Annotated in this window: 19 protein-coding genes; 9 read left to right on the plus strand and 10 right to left on the minus strand. The window is 57.0% G+C overall.

Features of this window, described 5'->3' with window-relative positions; all coding sequences use genetic code 11:
- Positions 1-269: 269 nt before the first annotated feature.
- A complete protein-coding gene (locus RHM65_RS05905; protein WP_322166870.1) occupies positions 270-557 on the minus strand; it encodes a YheV family putative zinc ribbon protein in 288 nt (95 codons plus the stop codon).
- Positions 554-2,605, minus strand: coding sequence for an oligopeptidase A (prlC, locus tag RHM65_RS05910; protein ID WP_322184471.1), 2,052 nt, complete (start codon positions 2,603-2,605; stop codon positions 554-556). Before prlC ends, RHM65_RS05905 begins: the two co-directional genes overlap by 4 nt.
- 103 nt (positions 2,606-2,708) lie before the next feature.
- On the opposite strand from prlC, the gene RHM65_RS05915 reads away from it, so the two are divergent.
- Positions 2,709-3,257 (plus strand): gamma carbonic anhydrase family protein, encoded by a 549-nt coding sequence (locus tag RHM65_RS05915; protein WP_322166868.1) that lies wholly within the window; start codon positions 2,709-2,711, stop codon positions 3,255-3,257.
- A gap of 30 nt (positions 3,258-3,287) precedes the next feature.
- On the plus strand, positions 3,288-3,932 hold the full coding sequence (locus RHM65_RS05920; protein ID WP_322166867.1) for an HAD family hydrolase: 645 nt from the start codon (positions 3,288-3,290) through the stop codon (positions 3,930-3,932).
- 68 nt (positions 3,933-4,000) lie between these two features.
- Here RHM65_RS05920 and RHM65_RS05925 read toward each other — a convergent pair whose 3' ends face one another.
- Positions 4,001-5,062, minus strand: a complete 1,062-nt coding sequence (locus RHM65_RS05925; protein WP_322184472.1) for an aminopeptidase — start codon at positions 5,060-5,062, stop codon at positions 4,001-4,003.
- Positions 5,063-5,157: 95 nt separating this feature from the next.
- Between RHM65_RS05925 and RHM65_RS05930 the strand changes: the two genes are divergently transcribed.
- The gene (locus tag RHM65_RS05930; protein WP_322166865.1) at positions 5,158-5,571 is read left to right on the plus strand and encodes a hypothetical protein; all 414 of its coding nucleotides are present in this window, start codon (positions 5,158-5,160) and stop codon (positions 5,569-5,571) included.
- Here RHM65_RS05930 and RHM65_RS05935 read toward each other — a convergent pair whose 3' ends face one another.
- Both RHM65_RS05935 and RHM65_RS05940 read right to left on the minus strand, forming a co-directional pair.
- Positions 5,572-5,805: a DUF1161 domain-containing protein gene (locus tag RHM65_RS05935; RefSeq protein WP_322166864.1), complete on the minus strand. Its 234-nt coding sequence runs from the start codon at positions 5,803-5,805 to the stop codon at positions 5,572-5,574.
- A gap of 111 nt (positions 5,806-5,916) precedes the next feature.
- The gene (locus RHM65_RS05940) at positions 5,917-6,348 is read right to left on the minus strand and encodes an OsmC family protein (protein WP_322166863.1); all 432 of its coding nucleotides are present in this window, start codon (positions 6,346-6,348) and stop codon (positions 5,917-5,919) included.
- 247 nt (positions 6,349-6,595) lie between these two features.
- Between RHM65_RS05940 and RHM65_RS05945 the strand changes: the two genes are divergently transcribed.
- Positions 6,596-7,597 carry an LLM class flavin-dependent oxidoreductase gene (locus RHM65_RS05945; protein ID WP_322184473.1) on the plus strand — a complete coding sequence of 334 codons (1,002 nt, stop codon included), beginning with the start codon at positions 6,596-6,598 and terminating at the stop codon, positions 7,595-7,597.
- Between the two features lie 424 nt (positions 7,598-8,021).
- Here the strand turns inward: RHM65_RS05945 and RHM65_RS05950 are convergent, their stop codons facing one another.
- Complete coding sequence (locus tag RHM65_RS05950; RefSeq protein WP_322184474.1) at positions 8,022-8,246, minus strand: DUF1161 domain-containing protein; 225 nt, start codon at positions 8,244-8,246, stop codon at positions 8,022-8,024.
- 136 nt (positions 8,247-8,382) lie between these two features.
- On the minus strand, positions 8,383-8,598 hold the full coding sequence (locus RHM65_RS05955) for a dodecin (protein ID WP_322166860.1): 216 nt from the start codon (positions 8,596-8,598) through the stop codon (positions 8,383-8,385).
- A 155-nt stretch (positions 8,599-8,753) separates the two neighbouring features.
- On the opposite strand from RHM65_RS05955, the gene RHM65_RS05960 reads away from it, so the two are divergent.
- On the plus strand, positions 8,754-9,077 hold the full coding sequence (locus tag RHM65_RS05960; protein ID WP_322166859.1) for a DUF883 family protein: 324 nt from the start codon (positions 8,754-8,756) through the stop codon (positions 9,075-9,077).
- 1 nt (position 9,078) lies between these two features.
- On the opposite strand, the gene RHM65_RS05965 is transcribed toward RHM65_RS05960, so the two are convergent.
- The gene (locus RHM65_RS05965) at positions 9,079-9,978 is read right to left on the minus strand and encodes a LysR family transcriptional regulator (protein ID WP_322166858.1); all 900 of its coding nucleotides are present in this window, start codon (positions 9,976-9,978) and stop codon (positions 9,079-9,081) included.
- A gap of 124 nt (positions 9,979-10,102) precedes the next feature.
- Between RHM65_RS05965 and trpB the strand changes: the two genes are divergently transcribed.
- From trpB to RHM65_RS05980, 3 genes are all read left to right on the plus strand, one after another.
- Positions 10,103-11,332, plus strand: coding sequence for a tryptophan synthase subunit beta (trpB, locus tag RHM65_RS05970; RefSeq protein ID WP_322166857.1), 1,230 nt, complete (start codon positions 10,103-10,105; stop codon positions 11,330-11,332).
- The gene (gene trpA / locus RHM65_RS05975; protein ID WP_322166856.1) at positions 11,329-12,147 is read left to right on the plus strand and encodes a tryptophan synthase subunit alpha; all 819 of its coding nucleotides are present in this window, start codon (positions 11,329-11,331) and stop codon (positions 12,145-12,147) included. The genes trpB and trpA overlap by 4 nt, the downstream gene beginning before the upstream one ends.
- A gap of 117 nt (positions 12,148-12,264) precedes the next feature.
- Positions 12,265-12,714, plus strand: coding sequence for an anti-virulence regulator CigR family protein (locus RHM65_RS05980; protein WP_322184475.1), 450 nt, complete (start codon positions 12,265-12,267; stop codon positions 12,712-12,714).
- Positions 12,715-12,831: 117 nt separating this feature from the next.
- Here RHM65_RS05980 and RHM65_RS05985 read toward each other — a convergent pair whose 3' ends face one another.
- Positions 12,832-13,164, minus strand: a complete 333-nt coding sequence (locus RHM65_RS05985; protein ID WP_322166854.1) for a DOPA 4,5-dioxygenase family protein — start codon at positions 13,162-13,164, stop codon at positions 12,832-12,834.
- Positions 13,165-13,284: 120 nt separating this feature from the next.
- Positions 13,285-14,235, minus strand: a complete 951-nt coding sequence (locus tag RHM65_RS05990; protein WP_322166853.1) for a choline sulfate utilization transcriptional regulator — start codon at positions 14,233-14,235, stop codon at positions 13,285-13,287.
- 114 nt (positions 14,236-14,349) lie between these two features.
- On the opposite strand from RHM65_RS05990, the gene betC reads away from it, so the two are divergent.
- Positions 14,350-15,855 (plus strand): choline-sulfatase, encoded by a 1,506-nt coding sequence (gene betC / locus RHM65_RS05995; RefSeq protein WP_322184476.1) that lies wholly within the window; start codon positions 14,350-14,352, stop codon positions 15,853-15,855.
- The last annotated feature ends 12 nt before the right edge of the window (positions 15,856-15,867 follow it).

A 15,867-nucleotide genomic window follows, 5' to 3' on the forward strand; every position in this document is an offset into this window, starting at 1 on the left:
CCTGGGTCGCCTGCAATGACGCTTTCGTTGGCAAGCCAACTTCCACAGGGACTTCGGTAGACAGGGATTAGTAGGCACTGAAAATCTGATCGCAGCCTTCGGCTCCAATTACAGAAATCGGTGAATCGTTTCCAAACTCTGATATCGCATCAACCCTTCGCCAACACGTTGGCTCTACAGGGCGATCAGACGGCAGGTGAATTCCCCCACAGATTCAGAAACATCTGTGGGGGGATTCATTCGCGGGAGGCGTGACGCGGAGGTTTTGACTAGCTCGGATCAACCGGCTTTTTCAGCTTTGGATTAGGGAAAAACTGCACGCCCTGCACCTTTGGATCAGCCACTTTAATCGGCGCCGTATTGACCCGCGTGCCCAGCTCCTTGGGCACCGACAAGCCTTGCTCGTTGAGTGTGTCGCAGTAGCCGCAGCTCACGCATTCGCGGTGAGGAACGTCGTTCTCGCTCCACATCATCAACTTGTCCGGCTCGCTGCACGCCGGGCAAACTGCCCCGGCGATGAAGCGTCTTTTGGTAATGGTAACGGGTGTATCAGTCATGCTGCCGCTTCCTCACTCAAGCCTGAATGGCGCAACAGTGCGTCGATCGACGGTTCACGTCCGCGGAAGTCGACAAACAGCACCATCGGCGCCTGTGAACCGCCACGCGCCAGGATGGCGTTACGGAACGCGCGGCCGGTTTCGGCGTTGAACACACCGTCTTCTTCGAACTTGGAAAAGGCATCGGCCGACAGCACTTCCGCCCATTTGTAGCTGTAATAACCCGCCGCATAACCGCCGGCGAAGATGTGCGCGAAGCTATTAGGGAAGCGGTTGTAAGCAGGCGGACGCATCACTGACACTTCGTCGCGAATGTTTTCCAATACCTGCGCCACGGTGCGGCCATCGCCGTGAGTTGCATGCAGTTCGAAGTCGAACAGCGAGAATTCCAGCTGACGAACCATCATCAGCCCGGACTGGAAGTTTTTCGCGGCGAGCATTTTTTCCAGCAAATCCTGGGGCAGTGCTTCGCCGGTCTGGTAATGCGCGGAAATCAGCGCCAAGCCTTCAGGCTCCCAGCACCAGTTCTCCATAAACTGGCTAGGCAACTCCACCGCATCCCACGCCACACCGTTAATACCGGACACGCCGGCGTGTTCAACGCGGGTCAGCAAATGGTGCAGGCCATGGCCAAATTCGTGGAACAGGGTGGTCACTTCATCGTGGGTCAACAACGCAGGCTTACCGCCGACGGCTGGGGTGAAGTTGCACACCAGATTCGCCACCGGGCTTTGCAGCCGGCCTTCGGCGGTGCGACGACGATCACGGGCGCCGTCCATCCAGGCGCCACCACGCTTGTTGGCACGTGCGTAGAGGTCGAAGAAGAACCGCCCGACGTGCTGGCCATTCTCTTTGATTTCGAACAGGCGAACATCTGGGTGCCAGGTGTCGAACCCTTTCTGTTCGGTGATTTCGATCCCGTACAGACGCTGCACAATCGCAAACAGGCCGCTCAGCACGTTGTCGATGGGGAAGTAGGCGCGCAGGGTTTCCTGGGAAACGCTGTAGCGCTGCTCACGGAGTTTTTCCCCGTAGAACCCGCTGTCCCAGCTTTGCAGGTCGTCGCAACCTTGCTCCGCCGCATAAGCCTTGAGCTGCTGCAGGTCCTGAATGGCAAACGGCTTGCTGCGTTTGGCCAGATCACGCAAGAAGCTCAGCACCTGATCGCTGGACTCGGCCATCTTGGTCGCCAGGCTCAGCTCGGAGAAACTGGCGAAACCCAACAGCTGAGCCAATTCACGACGCAGGTCGAGGATCTGTTCCATGACCGGACCGTTGTCGTTCTGACCGGCATTCGGGCCTTGGTCCGACGCACGGGTGCAGTACGCCGCGTAAAGCTCTTCGCGCAGGGCCCGGTCTTCGGCGTAGGTCATCACCGCGAAGTAGCTCGGGAATTCCAGAGTAATCAGGTAACCGTCGAGGTCTTTGGCGTTGGCTGCTGCAGCCATTTGCGCTTTGGCCGAGTCGGTCAAGCCGGCGAGGGCTGCTTCGTCGGTGACGTGTTTGGTCCAGGCCTGAGTCGCGTCGAGCAATTGGTTCGAAAAATGGCTGCCCAACTCGGACAACTTGGCCTGCACCTCGGCATACCGCAGCTGCTGTTCTGGCGGCAAATCGATACCCGACAAACGGAAATCGCGCAGCGAATGCTCAAGGATGGTCTTCTGCGCGACATCAAAGCCCGCCGCTTCAGGACCATTGGCCAACGACTCAAAGGCCTGAAACAATTCGCGGTTCTGGCCCATCTCGGTGGAATAGGCGCTCAATGCGGGCAGGCAAGACTCGTAAGCCTCGCGCAATTGGGCGCTGTTGCACACGGCATTGAGGTGGCTGACCGGGCTCCAGGCGGCGCCCAGACGGTCGTTGAGTTCGTCCATCGCCAGAATCAGCCCAGCCCAGGTCGGCTGTTTAGCTTGGGTGACGAGGAGCTCGGCAATCGCACTACGGTTGTCGGCAAGAATCTGATCAATCGCCGGTTTGACGTGCTCGGCACGAATCGCGGAGAACGGTGGCAGGTCATACGGTTGCAAAAGAGGGTTGTTCGCGCTCACGGTTAAGCACCTTGGCTTGAGGAAACATGGGCCCATCTTAATTACAATCGACGCCGACCGCAGCACTCAGACCCATCTATCACTCCTAAAGAAGGAAGCTATCGTGACTATTCGACCGTTTCAGGGCCACGCGCCGGCGCTTGCCGAACGTGCATTTGTCGACCGATCCGCCGTCGTGATAGGTGATGTCGAGATTGGCGCTGACAGCTCGGTCTGGCCGCTGACGGTGATTCGCGGTGACATGCACCGCATCCGCATCGGGGCGCGCACCAGTGTTCAAGACGGCTGCGTGCTGCACATTACCCACGCAGGTCCCTTCAACCCGGACGGCTTTCCATTGCTGATTGGCGACGAAGTGACCATCGCCCACAAGGTCATGCTGCACGGCTGCACAGTCGGTAATCGCATTTTGATTGGTATGGGCAGCATCGTGATGGACGGCGCGGTGGTTGAGGACGACGTGATCATCGGCGCAGGCAGCCTGGTGCCGCCGGGCAAGCGATTGGCCAGTGGTTTTTTGTACGTTGGCAGTCCGGTCAAACAGGTTCGCGCACTGACCGAAAAAGAACGTGCGTTCTTTAGTTACAGCGCTGGCAACTACGTGAAGCTCAAGGATCAACACTTGGCCGAAGGCTATGACCAGCCGAGTTAACATTCCGTACAGGCTACTTTTAGGATTTCCATGCACTACCAAACTATTTTGTTCGACCTCGACGGCACCTTGACCGACCCACGCTTGGGTATTACCCGCTCGATCCAGTTTGCTTTGGGCCGCCTGGGCATAGACGAACCTGACCTGAGCAAGCTTGAGCACTTCATCGGACCGCCGTTGTTGCAAGCGTTCATGCAGTTTTACGGGTTCGATGAGGCAAAGGCCTGGGAGGCGGTGGGGTTTTATCGCGAGCGGTTCAGGGTCACCGGGCTGTATGAGAATCGGGTGTTTGATGGCGTGGTGGAGCTGCTGGAAACCCTCGCCAGTCAAGATCGGCAGCTGTACATAGCGACCTCAAAACCGTCGGAGTTTGCCAGGGAAATCGCCCGGCATTTTGACTTCGCCAAACACTTCAAGGTGATTTACGGCAGCGAGTTCGACGGTACGCGTACTGACAAGGTTGAACTGATCGGTTATTTGATGAGCGAAGAACGGCTCGATCCCAAACAGACGTTGATGATTGGTGACCGTAAACACGATTTGATCGGCGGTAAACGTAATGGTTTGGATGTGGCGGCGGTGGGGTATGGGTTTGGCAGTCATGAAGAATTGACTGCGGAGCTACCGACGTACCACTTTGCGACGTTAGCGGAGTTGCACCGGGCATTTCTGTAGGAGCCTACTGGTTGGCAAGACTGAAATTGCCTCGCCAACAAGTTGGCTACAGAGGATTGCGAAAGCGTTCATGAGCGACCCATCAATTTCCGCAACGCCGCTTTACGCTGTTCTATCGGTAAACCCCCTAGCCTTTCGACCTCGCGGTAAAACGCTGGCCAATCACCGTTGACCTGCTTGTACAGCGCGGCAAAGGCGGGTACCCACTGGTCATACAATCCAAAGGGCAGCAGTTTGGCGTTGTTCATGGGCGCGTTGATCCAAGGGTCATAGCGGTGATCGCCGGCCCATTGACTGTCGCGCATCTGCCGATAGTCACTGCGCAGCCGTTCGAACTCCGCCGCTTTACGCTCGCGCATCACCTCGGCCAGCAACGGCTGGGCGTAGAGCTTTTTCAAGCGTTCCCGTGCGCCTAGAACCAGTTGGGTAAATTGCTCACGTTGCTCCGAGTCCGACTGTTTTTCCGGAGGCAGACCACGCGCCACGCGCCATTGGCGGCCACCTTCCTGCTCGACGAAGTTAGCGTAAGACTCGTTAAATTCAGAATCGTCCTTCACGTAAAACAGCTGATGCGCCAGCTCATGAAAGATCAGAGCTGCCAGTCGCTCATCACCCCAATGCAACATCGAACTGATGATCGGGTCGTCGAACCAGCCCAGCGTCGAGTAGGTTTCAACGCCGCTCATATAGACGTCTTTCCCTGCCAGCCGCTGCACCGCCGCCTCGCCCCGAGCGTCGTCAGGATTGTAATAGCCTCGATACGCCACGCAGCCCGCAATGGGGAAACACTGGCTCACCGCCTCCAGGGAAAACTCATCGGTGGCGAACACGTTCCACACCACGTAAGGCCGCCCGATATCCACATACAGCCGATAACTGCGGTTATCCGGTAGATGCAGCTGACGGCTGGCAAACACCCGCGCCTGTTGCGATTTGATCAAATGTTCGCGTAGCGTCGGGTCGCTGTGAGGATCGGCAATAATCGTCGCCACCGGTTCCCGCTCATGGAGCAAACGCAGCTGCCCGCTGGCCAGTTGACCGTAGTAATCAAGACTCACGCAGCCGCCGAGGAGCAACACAGCGAGCAGCGCAATGCCACGGCAAAGAAACAGCGGGACGTGTCGAATCATGCCTGGGCCTTAATGTCTTAATTGAACCAGCGTTATGCCGGACAGCGCACCCCGGACGCAACTATCATCGACACCTGTTCGATACGGAGCCTCTCATGCGTCAGCCATTATTGATTACTCTGTTGTTAGCCCTCTCTGGCTGCGCAATTCCGCCCGTGCCACCGGTCGATGCGCAACAGGCGTGGGTCGAGATGTTCACCTACACCGGCAATCTGGTGATGGCTGACAAGCTCGACGGCAAGCGTTGGGGGGATGGTCGTTACTTTCAGGTGCAGCCTGGCAGTCATGAATTGCAGGTGCGATTTGATTATGAAGCCAGCGGCGTTGGGTTCAGCGGTTTTGACGACGTAGCGGACCGCACCTGTTACATCGTCTTGCACTACGACCACTTTGCGCCAGGGCAACGTTATCGCTTCGAGGCACGTAATGCAGGCATCACCGTCAGTGGCCGTCTGTATGACGCGCAACACCAAACCGTGGCCCAAGATCGCGAAGTGACTTGTCTTTGATTACTTGTCGTTGCGCTGATAAATAATTTTTCGGCTACCGTTTTCGCAGGTGCCGACAACCATGTTTTGGTCGTGGACTTCCTCATTGGAGACAATTTCCAGCGTGTAGGAAGTTATGTTTTTGGCTTGAATCTGAGCTTCAATTTCATCCTTGAGTTCGTCGCACGGCTTGGGTGCCGCCATGGCAGTTGCGGCAGATGACGTGCAGATAATAGCTAAAACGATGCGTTTCATAGTCGACTCCTTCGATTTAACGCCCAGAGTACTGCGTTATCGCCCCATGGAAAGCGTGAAGTCGAATCAAGACCCCGCGCAGACGGCTGCGCGAGGTCGGGCATCCATCGGTTAGCTAACCAACGTTGCATCCAGCGTAATAGTCGCATTCAACACTTTGGAGACCGGGCAGCCTTCTTTGGCTTTCTTGGTCAGCTCGTCGAACTGCGCTTGAGTGGCGTTGGGGATTTTCGCCTTCAGGGTCAGGTGTATCGCGGTGATATCAAAGCCGCCTGCGGATTGCTCCAGGGTCACCGCAGCTTCGGTGTCGATGCTGTCGGCTTTCAGGCCAGCGCCTTCCAGAATCATCGACAGCGCCATAGAGAAGCAGCCGGCATGCGCCGCGCCAATCAGTTCTTCGGGGTTGGTGCCCTTGCCGCCTTCAAATCGGGCTTTGAAGCCGTAAGGTGCTTTGTTCAGTACGTTTGTTTCGGTGGAGATGCTGCCAATACCGCTTTTCAGATCGCCTTCCCAGTGGGCCGATGCTTTTTTAACGATGCTCATGGTTTCTCCTCATGAATGTCATGAACGCGTGCGAGACGGTTCGCACAGTGACTAGAGTTCTGAGGAGTGTAGGCTTTACAAAGTTCAACTGAAGGACAAGTCCTACTGTTTTAGTAGGATATCTATACGCCAGCTATTGAAACAAAAAAATACGCCCATATTTTCATACAGGTTATGGTGGGCTCTGATCGCCCTTGGACGTCATGGGCCAAACCTGCACGGCACACTCCAGAGGCTATTAGGGCTTATGAAACGTTTAGCAGATGTCAAAATCTCTACCCTCGACTTGGTGCCAGTGCGCCAGGACGCTGGCCCAGCGCAGTCGCTGCGCAATTCACTGGATTTGGCACAGCATGTCGAGAAGCTCGGCTATAACCGTTTTTGGGTAGCTGAGCACCACAACATGGACGGCATCGCCAGCTCCGCGACCTCAGTACTCATCGGCTATTTGGCCGGCGGCACTTCGACCATCCGCGTCGGCGCTGGGGGCGTCATGTTGCCCAATCACGCACCGCTGGTGATCGCAGAACAATTCGGCACCCTTGCCAGCTTGTATCCCGGTCGTATCGATTTAGGACTGGGCCGCGCGCCAGGTTCGGATCAAATGACCGCTCGCGCCTTGCGCCGCGAACGCTCTGGCAGCGCAGACGACTTCCCGGAAGACGTGACTGAATTGCTGCGTTATCTCGGTCCGCGTACACCGGATCAACGGGTCATCGCGGTGCCGGGTACTGGCACCAACGTGCCAGTCTGGTTGTTGGGTTCGAGCTTGTTCAGCGCACAACTGGCCGGCGAGCGCGGTTTGCCTTACGCCTTTGCATCGCATTTCGCACCGCGCTATATGCACGAAGCGATTCGGGTCTACCGCGCCCATTTCAAGCCGTCGATCTACTTGGACGAACCCTACGTGATGCTGGGCGTACCGTTGGTGGCCGCTGATACTGACGAGCACGCTGACTACTTGGCGACCTCGCTGTATCAGCGGATTCTTTCGCTGATGCGCGGCCAAAGCCTGGTTCAAAAAGCACCGGTGAAAAGTATGGAAGGCCTGTGGTTGCCCCACGAACGTGAAGCCGTGGCGGATTTTCTCGGGTTGGCGATGGTCGGCAGCGCATTGAAAATCCGCGCCAAGCTTGAAGTGTTGGTCGAACAGACCCAGGCCGATGAACTGATCTTTACCTGCGACATGTACGAACACGCCGATCGATTGCGTTCGTACGAGATTTTGGCGCAGACGGTACTTGGCTAACCGCTGCAAACCCCGTGGGACCGAATTCATTCGCGAATGCCGTAACGCGGTGTATCTGAAAAAAACCGCGCCGCCTGCTTCCCGAATGAATTCGGTCCCACAGATGTCCTTGTTTGTACATTTGGAGGAGCTGCCGAAGTCGCTGTGGGAGTTCGCTTGCCAACGAAAGCGTCAATGCAGGCAATCCAGGTTTCAAGTCGATATCAGCGGCGTGACTACGGGCCTCTTCGCAGGCAAGCCTACTCCCACAGTATCGGCTTCGCAGCTTCTACAGCTACACGGTGTTTGCTGCGACAACGCGTTGACGGACCACCTCAGGGCATGAATAAATTCGGTCCAACAGCCTGCACAGACCCATGAAAGTCCAAAAATATGTATAAAAAAACCGACGCCCTGGGCGTCGGTTTTTGTTAAGCCTTAAACATCAGCCGCGCTTGTACACAATTTCCTTGCTGCCCGCGTCACAGGTGCCCACGACTTTCGCATCCGTCGAGCTGCCTTTCGCAACGACATCCAGGCTGTAGGCAGAGGCGCCTTTAGCTTTGATTTTCGTGTCGATTTCCGACTTCAAATCATCGCAAGACTTACCAGCGGCCATCGCGGTGCCCGCAATGCTCAACAACGCTATCGCCAATACAAACTTCTTCATCGGTCACACTCCCTCGTTAGGTTAACCAGGTTGGAACGCAACCCAATTCATTAACCACGCCAACGATTTCGCGACAGCGGGTTCACTGTTTGTAGCGGAAATTATGGCAATCGGCCAGTGCAAAAGTTCAGTGCGATCAGCTATTGGCGATCCGGAAGCCTACATTGAGGGTGACTTGGTAGTGCGCGACCTTGCCACTTTCAATGTGGCCGCGAGTCTCCAAGACTTCGAACCACTCCAGGTGCTTGATGCTCTTGGCAGCTTCCGCGATGGCGTTGTCGATCGCGTCTTCGATGGTGGTGGACGACGAGCCAACCAGCTCTACTTTTTTGTACGTGTGGTGATCACTCATGGCAGTTCTCCCAAAGATGTCGTTAAGAGCGTAGCAGCGAATTCGCTCCTCACTCTGTGGGCAAAAACTTTTGAAAAGTTCAGGCGCCACCGCACTTTCCTGCAACCTCGGAGTCGGAAACAACACACGCCACTCATCACTGCAGGAGAGCCACCATGGCTAACACTTCTCTACGTAAAGCCTCGTTGCAAAGCATGGAAGCCGAGATCGAAAGCCTTCTCAAATCCCTTGAGAACCTTAAATCCGACGCCTCGGACGAGTCGCGCAAAACCCTGAAAAACCTCAAAGCCAACGCTGAAAGTGCGCTGAGTCACTCACGCAGCTTGCTCAGCGATGTGTACGCCGAGGTCAAAGACAAAACCCGCGAAACCAGCCTTGCGACTCGGGATTACGCGCAAGAACACCCATGGACAACTGCGGGCGTGGCGGTGGGTGCAATCGGCCTGCTGGCCGCCTACCTGTTGTTCAGACGCGACTGATTCAGCCTCTGACTCCTCGCTCAAGCTCGGCTTTTAGCCACTGCGCCAATTGCTGAGCGCGCCCATCGGCGGCGCGTTTCGGAACCCACAACGCCAGTCGCGCCGGTGTTTCACTGAAACCCCAGGGTGCGGCCAGGCGTCCGGCACGCAAGTCATCCGCCACCAGTGGTTCCGGCGCAATCGCGATACCTAACCCCGCGACGGCCGCCTCCAGCAAATAATACAAATGCTCGAAACCCTGACCGTAGTGCAGCGCGTCCGGCTCGATACCGTTTTGCTGCGCCCACATCGGCCAGGCTTGTAGCCGTGAAGTGGTTTGCAGTAGCGCTTGGTGTGTCAATGCGTGCGCCGGCGCATGACGCAGCTGTTCGAAATGGGCGAAACGTGGACTCATCACCGGGCCAATCCGCTCACTGGCCAGCTCGTACACCTGCATGTCCGACGGCCATGGCGGCTCGGCAAAAATCAGCAACGCATCCAGGCCGGGACGACGAGGATCAAGATCACCTTCACCCGCCGACAGATGCAGACGTAAATCTGGTAGCTCTGCGTTCAGCCGCCCAAGACGCGGGATAAACCAGCGCGCCAGCAGACTTCCTGAACAGCCCAGAACAAACGGTGCGTCGGCGCTGCTCTGGGTTAATTCAGCACAGACCGTGCGCAAGCGCTCGAAGGCGTCAGCGCTGGCATCGCGTAGTCGAATACCTGCATCTGTGAGTTTAAGGCCGCGTCCGTCTTTTACAAACAGCGCAAGGCCCAAGTGTTCTTCCAGCACTTTAAGCTGCCGACTGACGGCGCCGTGGGTTACGTGCAACTGCTCGGCGGCCTGACTGACGCTGTTCAAGCGGGCAGCCGCTTCAAAGGCACGTAAGGCATTGAGAGGAGGGAGGTCGTGGCTCATGGTATCTGTGAGTTTTCCTGACAGGTTGCGTCGATCTTATCGGTTTTCATCGGGGATGGCGCTGGTTAAAGTAGCGGCATTGCCTCAACGGCTAATCCTTTTCGATACATCACCTGGAGGTCCCATGACCCAGACCAATTTCCGCAAAGGCGCAGATGCCAACGGCCTGTTCGGCTCATTTGGTGGCCGCTACGTGGCTGAAACCCTGATGCCGCTGGTGCTCGACCTGGACCGCGAATACGAAGCGGCCAAGGTCGATCCTGAGTTTCTTGAGCAACTTGCCTATTTCCAGCGTGACTACGTGGGCCGTCCAAACCCGCTATATTTCGCCGAACGCCTGACCGAATACTGCGGCGGCGCGAAGATCTACTTCAAGCGCGAAGAGCTGAATCACACCGGCGCGCACAAGATTAACAACTGCATTGGCCAGGTGTTGCTGGCCAAGCGCATGGGTAAAAAACGCATAATCGCTGAAACTGGCGCGGGCATGCACGGTGTGGCCACTGCCACCGTCGCCGCCCGCTTCGGCTTGCCTTGCGTGATCTACATGGGCGCTACTGACATCGAACGCCAACAGGCCAACGTATTCCGTATGCGGCTGCTGGGCGCTGAAATCGTGCCGGTCATTTCCGGTACCGGCACGCTGAAAGATGCGATGAACGAAGCGTTGCGCGACTGGGTCACCAACGTCGACGACACCTTCTACATGATCGGTACCGTGGCTGGCCCACACCCGTATCCGTCCATGGTCCGCGACTTCCAATCGATCATCGGCAAAGAAACCAAAGAACAGCTGCAAGAAAAAGAAGGTCGTCTGCCGGACAGCCTGATTGCTTGCGTCGGTGGCGGCTCCAACGCCATGGGCCTGTTCCACCCGTTCCTCGATGACGCCAGCGTCGAAATCATCGGCGTTGAAGCCGGTGGTCACGGTGTTCATACCGACAAGCACGCCGCCAGCCTGAACGGCGGTGTTCCAGGTGTCCTGCACGGCAACCGTACCTACCTGCTGCAAGATGCCGACGGCCAGATCACTGACGCCCACTCGATTTCTGCTGGCCTCGACTACCCAGGCATTGGCCCGGAACACGCTTACCTGCACGAAATGAAGCGCGTCGAGTACGTCAGCATCACCGATGAAGAAGCCCTCGAAGCCTTCCACCATTGCTGCCTGCTGGAAGGCATCATCCCGGCGCTGGAAACCGCTCACGCCTTGGCTGAAGCCATGAAACGCGCCACCAACTTGCGCGATGACCACTTGATGGTGGTTTGCCTTTCCGGCCGTGGCGACAAAGACATGCAAACCGTGATGAGCCACATGGCCGCCGCCGACAAGACTCAGGAGCAACTGGTATGAGCCGTCTCGAACAACGTTTCGCCGAGCTGAAAACCGAAGGCCGCGCGGCACTGGTGACCTTCATCACCGCTGGCGATCCGGGCTATGACACCTCCCTGGCGATCCTCAAGGGCTTGCCGGCGGCCGGTGCTGACGTAATCGAGCTGGGCATGCCGTTCACTGATCCCATGGCCGACGGCGTGGCGATTCAGTTGGCAACGCTGCGCGCCTTGGACGCCGGACAAACCCTGGCAAAAACCTTGAACATGGTTCGCGAGTTTCGGGTCGACAACCAAAGCACGCCGATTGTGTTGATGGGTTACTACAACCCGATTCATCGCTTTGGCGTCGATGCGTTCGTTGCTGAAGCTAAGTCGGTTGGCGTGGACGGTTTGATCATCGTTGACCTGCCGCCAGAACATGACGCTGAACTGGCAACACCTGCCCAAGCTGCCGGTATCGACTTCATCCGCTTGACCACGCCAACCACCGACGACGGGCGCTTGCCAACGGTCCTGGAGCGCAGTTCGGGCTTCGTTTATTACGTGTCGGTTGCCGGTGTGACCGGTGCTGGCTCAGCGACTTCAGATCAGGTCAAAAACGCCATCGAGCGCTTGCGTCGTCACACCGACCTGCCAATCAGCGTTGGTTTTGGCATTCGTACTCCAGAGCAAGCAGCGGCAATTGCCAGGCTGGCAGATGGCGTCGTGGTGGGTTCGGCGCTGGTGGATAAGATCGCCACTGCCCACTCGCCAAGCCAAGCCATCGACGATGTGCTGAGCCTCTGTTCAGCGTTGGCCGACGGCGTTCGCAACGCCCGTGTCAGTAAAGGGTAAAGATTGCTTTAGCGAGGAATTTAAACCTCAGCAGATACACTAAGTTACAAGCAAAAGGGGTTCTTGGCCGACGGCTTAGAGCCCCTTTTTTGCTGACCGAATTCCGAGGATTAAGAAATGAAACTGCCAACCCGTTTAGTTGCAGGCTTGGGGATCATGATGATCATTAGTGCCAGTCCGTTGTTGCACGCCGATGACCGTGACCAGGGCCATGGCGGCGAATATCACCAAGGCGACGATCATGGTCATAACGATAATCATGACAATCATGACAATCACGATAACCGCGGTCCAGGGGGGCGCCCGCCGCAGAACTTCGACCATGAGCGCCAGACCTTCCATGATCGCCACGAGTACTTCACCCGTGGCCGTGACTTACCGCCTAACTATCACCTCGAACGTGGCCGCCCACTGCCACGCGGCTACGGCGACCGGATGGACCCTCGCGCACTTGAACAACTGCCGCGTTATGACGGCTACGAATGGCGCCGTGTAGGACCGGACGTGGTCCTGGTCGCAATTACTACAGGTGTTATCTACACCATTTTGGATAACGTGCTGAACTGATACCGGTCCTGCAGACACACTGTGGGAGCGAATTTATTCGCCAATGGCTTGATGCGATGTGCCTGATACACCGCATTGCGAATTAATTCGGTCCCACAGGTTCCGGCGTTACATGTCTTAACGCTTAAAAATCGACACATCCAATTCCCGCACGGCCCCCATCCAGATCGCATGCGCCGTGTGATCCGCCAAATCATTGCCCGTCAGCGGGTGCATCAGCACCACCAAGCCTTTACGATTCAGCGCCAGCCAGAGCGTCACGTCTGCCAACTGGGCATGCTCGAACGCCAGTTGACAACTCCACTCCGGGTGCGGGCCAACCGGTTTTTCATGTACCCGTCCCATTTTCAGCCCGAAACGCTCGGTGGCTTCCTCGCATAACGCGCGTGCCTGGCTGAGGGTGTCTGCGTTGAAATAAACGTGGGCGTGATAGCCCTGAATTTCCTGCATTGCTTGTCTCTCCAAAATGGTTCAAACCACTGTAGGAGCTAACTTGTTCGCGAGGCGCTAGATTTGATTCACGCGATTCACCGCTCGCCAACACGTTAGCTCCTACAGAGAGAATTGTGTTCACACCGCTATCGACGGCAGCGGTCTACCCACCAATAAATCCCCGCTTTGCGACTGTTCGGTGGCGAGCCAATCGACAAACTGCTGAACCAGTTGCACCCGGCGCTTGCGTTGCGGGAGAACCACGTAATAACCACAGGAAGAAATCGCGGTAGCGGCGATGGGCCGGCAGAGGAGGTTTTGCTCCAGCAGCGCATCGACCAGATGCCGCCAGCCGATGGCAACCCCCTGACCGGCAATCGCGGCCTGAATCAGCAGCGTGTAGTTATCGAAGCGCAGTTGGCCCGGCGCCGGAGCTTGTCGGAGATCGAGTGCCCGAAATACGCCGCTCCAGTCGAACCAGTTGCTGCTGCCCTCACCGCGCAGGTGCAGCAACGGAAGATCCAGCAGGACGTTGGTCGGCAGCGGTAAAGTCTTGCCTGCCAACAGTTGCGGGCTGCACACGGGGAACACCTCTTCGCTGAACAACCAGCGGCTCTCACCCTGTTTGAAACGCCCATCTCCAAACAGTACCGCGACATCGACATCAGCCCGCAGCATGTTATGGCTGCGCTCACTGGTAACCAAACTGACGTCCACGTCTGGGTTGGCTTTGTGGAAACGGTGCAAGCGCGGCATCAGCCAGTACGCGGCAAACGCAAAGTCGGTGGCCACCTGTAACACCTCGTGCTGACGTTGCGCCGTTACCGCATTCAATCCGCCGTCAATAGACTGCAAACCCGACTGCACATAGCTGAACAACACCTCGCCTGCTTCTGTCAGCTCGATGCCCCGGTAAATGCGGTCAAACAGTCGCGTCGCCAATTGCTCTTCAAGGCGCTTGATCTGCTGGCTTACTGCAGGCTGTGTCGTGCCAAGCTCCACCGCCGCAGCGGTAAAGCTGCGATGTCTGGCGGCGGCTTCAAACGCCCGCATCAAATCCAATGACAAACCGCCAAGGGCTTCATACATAAGCTGAACTTATCCTAGGTATTGTCTGGCATGGGCTTTACCGCTAAACCCATGGGTCGCATTCTCAGGCACAGCACTCTCGCATAAATCTTCACAATGGAATGCCGCGAATACATGAAGCGCAAGAACATTCTTTTTATCATGGCCGATCAAATGGCCGCGCCGATGTTGCCGTTTTACGCCTCATCTCCAGTCAAAATGCCCAATTTGAGCCGCCTCGCCGCTGAAGGCGTGGTGTTCGATGCCGCCTACTGCAACAGCCCGCTGTGCGCCCCATCGCGTTTTACCTTGGTCAGTGGTCAACTGCCGAGCAAGATCGGCGCCTACGACAACGCGGCTGATTTCCCCGCTGACATACCGACCTACGCCCACTACTTGCGGCGCCTGGGCTACAAAACCGCACTGTCCGGCAAGATGCACTTTTGCGGCCCGGACCAGTTGCACGGCTACGAAGAACGCCTCACCAGTGACATCTACCCTGCCGACTACGGTTGGGCGGTCAATTGGGATGAGCCGGATGTTCGACCAAGCTGGTACCACAACATGGCGTCCGTGTTGCAAGCCGGGCCGTGTGTGCGCACCAATCAGTTGGATTTCGACGAAGAAGTGGTGTTCAAGGCCCAACAGTATTTGTTCGATTACATTCGTGAAGACGGTGATGCACCGTTTTGCCTGACGGTGTCCATGACTCACCCGCACGACCCGTACACCATCCCGAAACCGTTCTGGGATTTGTACACCAACGAAGAAATCCCGATGCCACCCGCCCACGCCGACCAGGCCGCGCTGGACCCGCATTCGCAACGATTGCTCAAGGTTTATGACCTGTGGGACAAGCCGATGCCTGTGGATAAGATTCGCGATGCCCGCCGTGCGTACTTCGGCGCGTGCAGTTACATCGACAGCAATGTTGGCAAGCTGCTGCAAACCCTCGAAGACGCCGGGCTGGCCGACGACACGATCATCGTGTTCTCGGGTGATCACGGCGACATGCTGGGCGAACGCGGCCTCTGGTACAAAATGCATTGGTTCGAGATGGCCGCACGTGTGCCGTTGCTGGTCTACGCTCCAGGCCAATTCAAGGCCGGGCGCGTTGGCGCAGCCGTGTCCACCGCCGACCTGCTGCCAACCTTCGTGGCCTTGGCCGGCGGCGAGTTAGACCCCGGTTTACCGCTTGATGGTCGTTCGCTTTTACCGCATTTGAACGGCGAAGCCGGGCACGACGAGGTCTTCGGCGAATACATGGCAGAAGGTACGACCAGCCCGCTGATGATGATTCGGCGCGGCGCGTTTAAATTCATCTATTCAGAGCAAGACCCGTGCATGTTGTTCGATGTGCATAACGATCCGAAGGAACTGGAAGAACTGAGTCAATCGGCCGTTCATCAACAGCTGTTCTCTGCGTTTCTGGCCGAGGCACGGGCTAAGTGGAATATACCGGCGATACACCACCAGGTGCTCGCCAGCCAACGTCGCCGGCGTTTTGTCGCCGAATCGTTGGCAATCGGCAAGCTGAAGAGTTGGGATCACCAGCCGCTGGTAGACGCCAGTCAGCAATACATGCGCAACCATATCGACCTTGACGATTTGGAGCGCAAGGCACGTTATCCACAACCTTAACCCTGCCAAAAT

The sequence above is a fragment of the Pseudomonas sp. CCI4.2 genome (genome assembly GCF_034350045.1).
In the GTDB taxonomy this organism is placed as follows: Bacteria; Pseudomonadota; Gammaproteobacteria; order Pseudomonadales; family Pseudomonadaceae; genus Aquipseudomonas.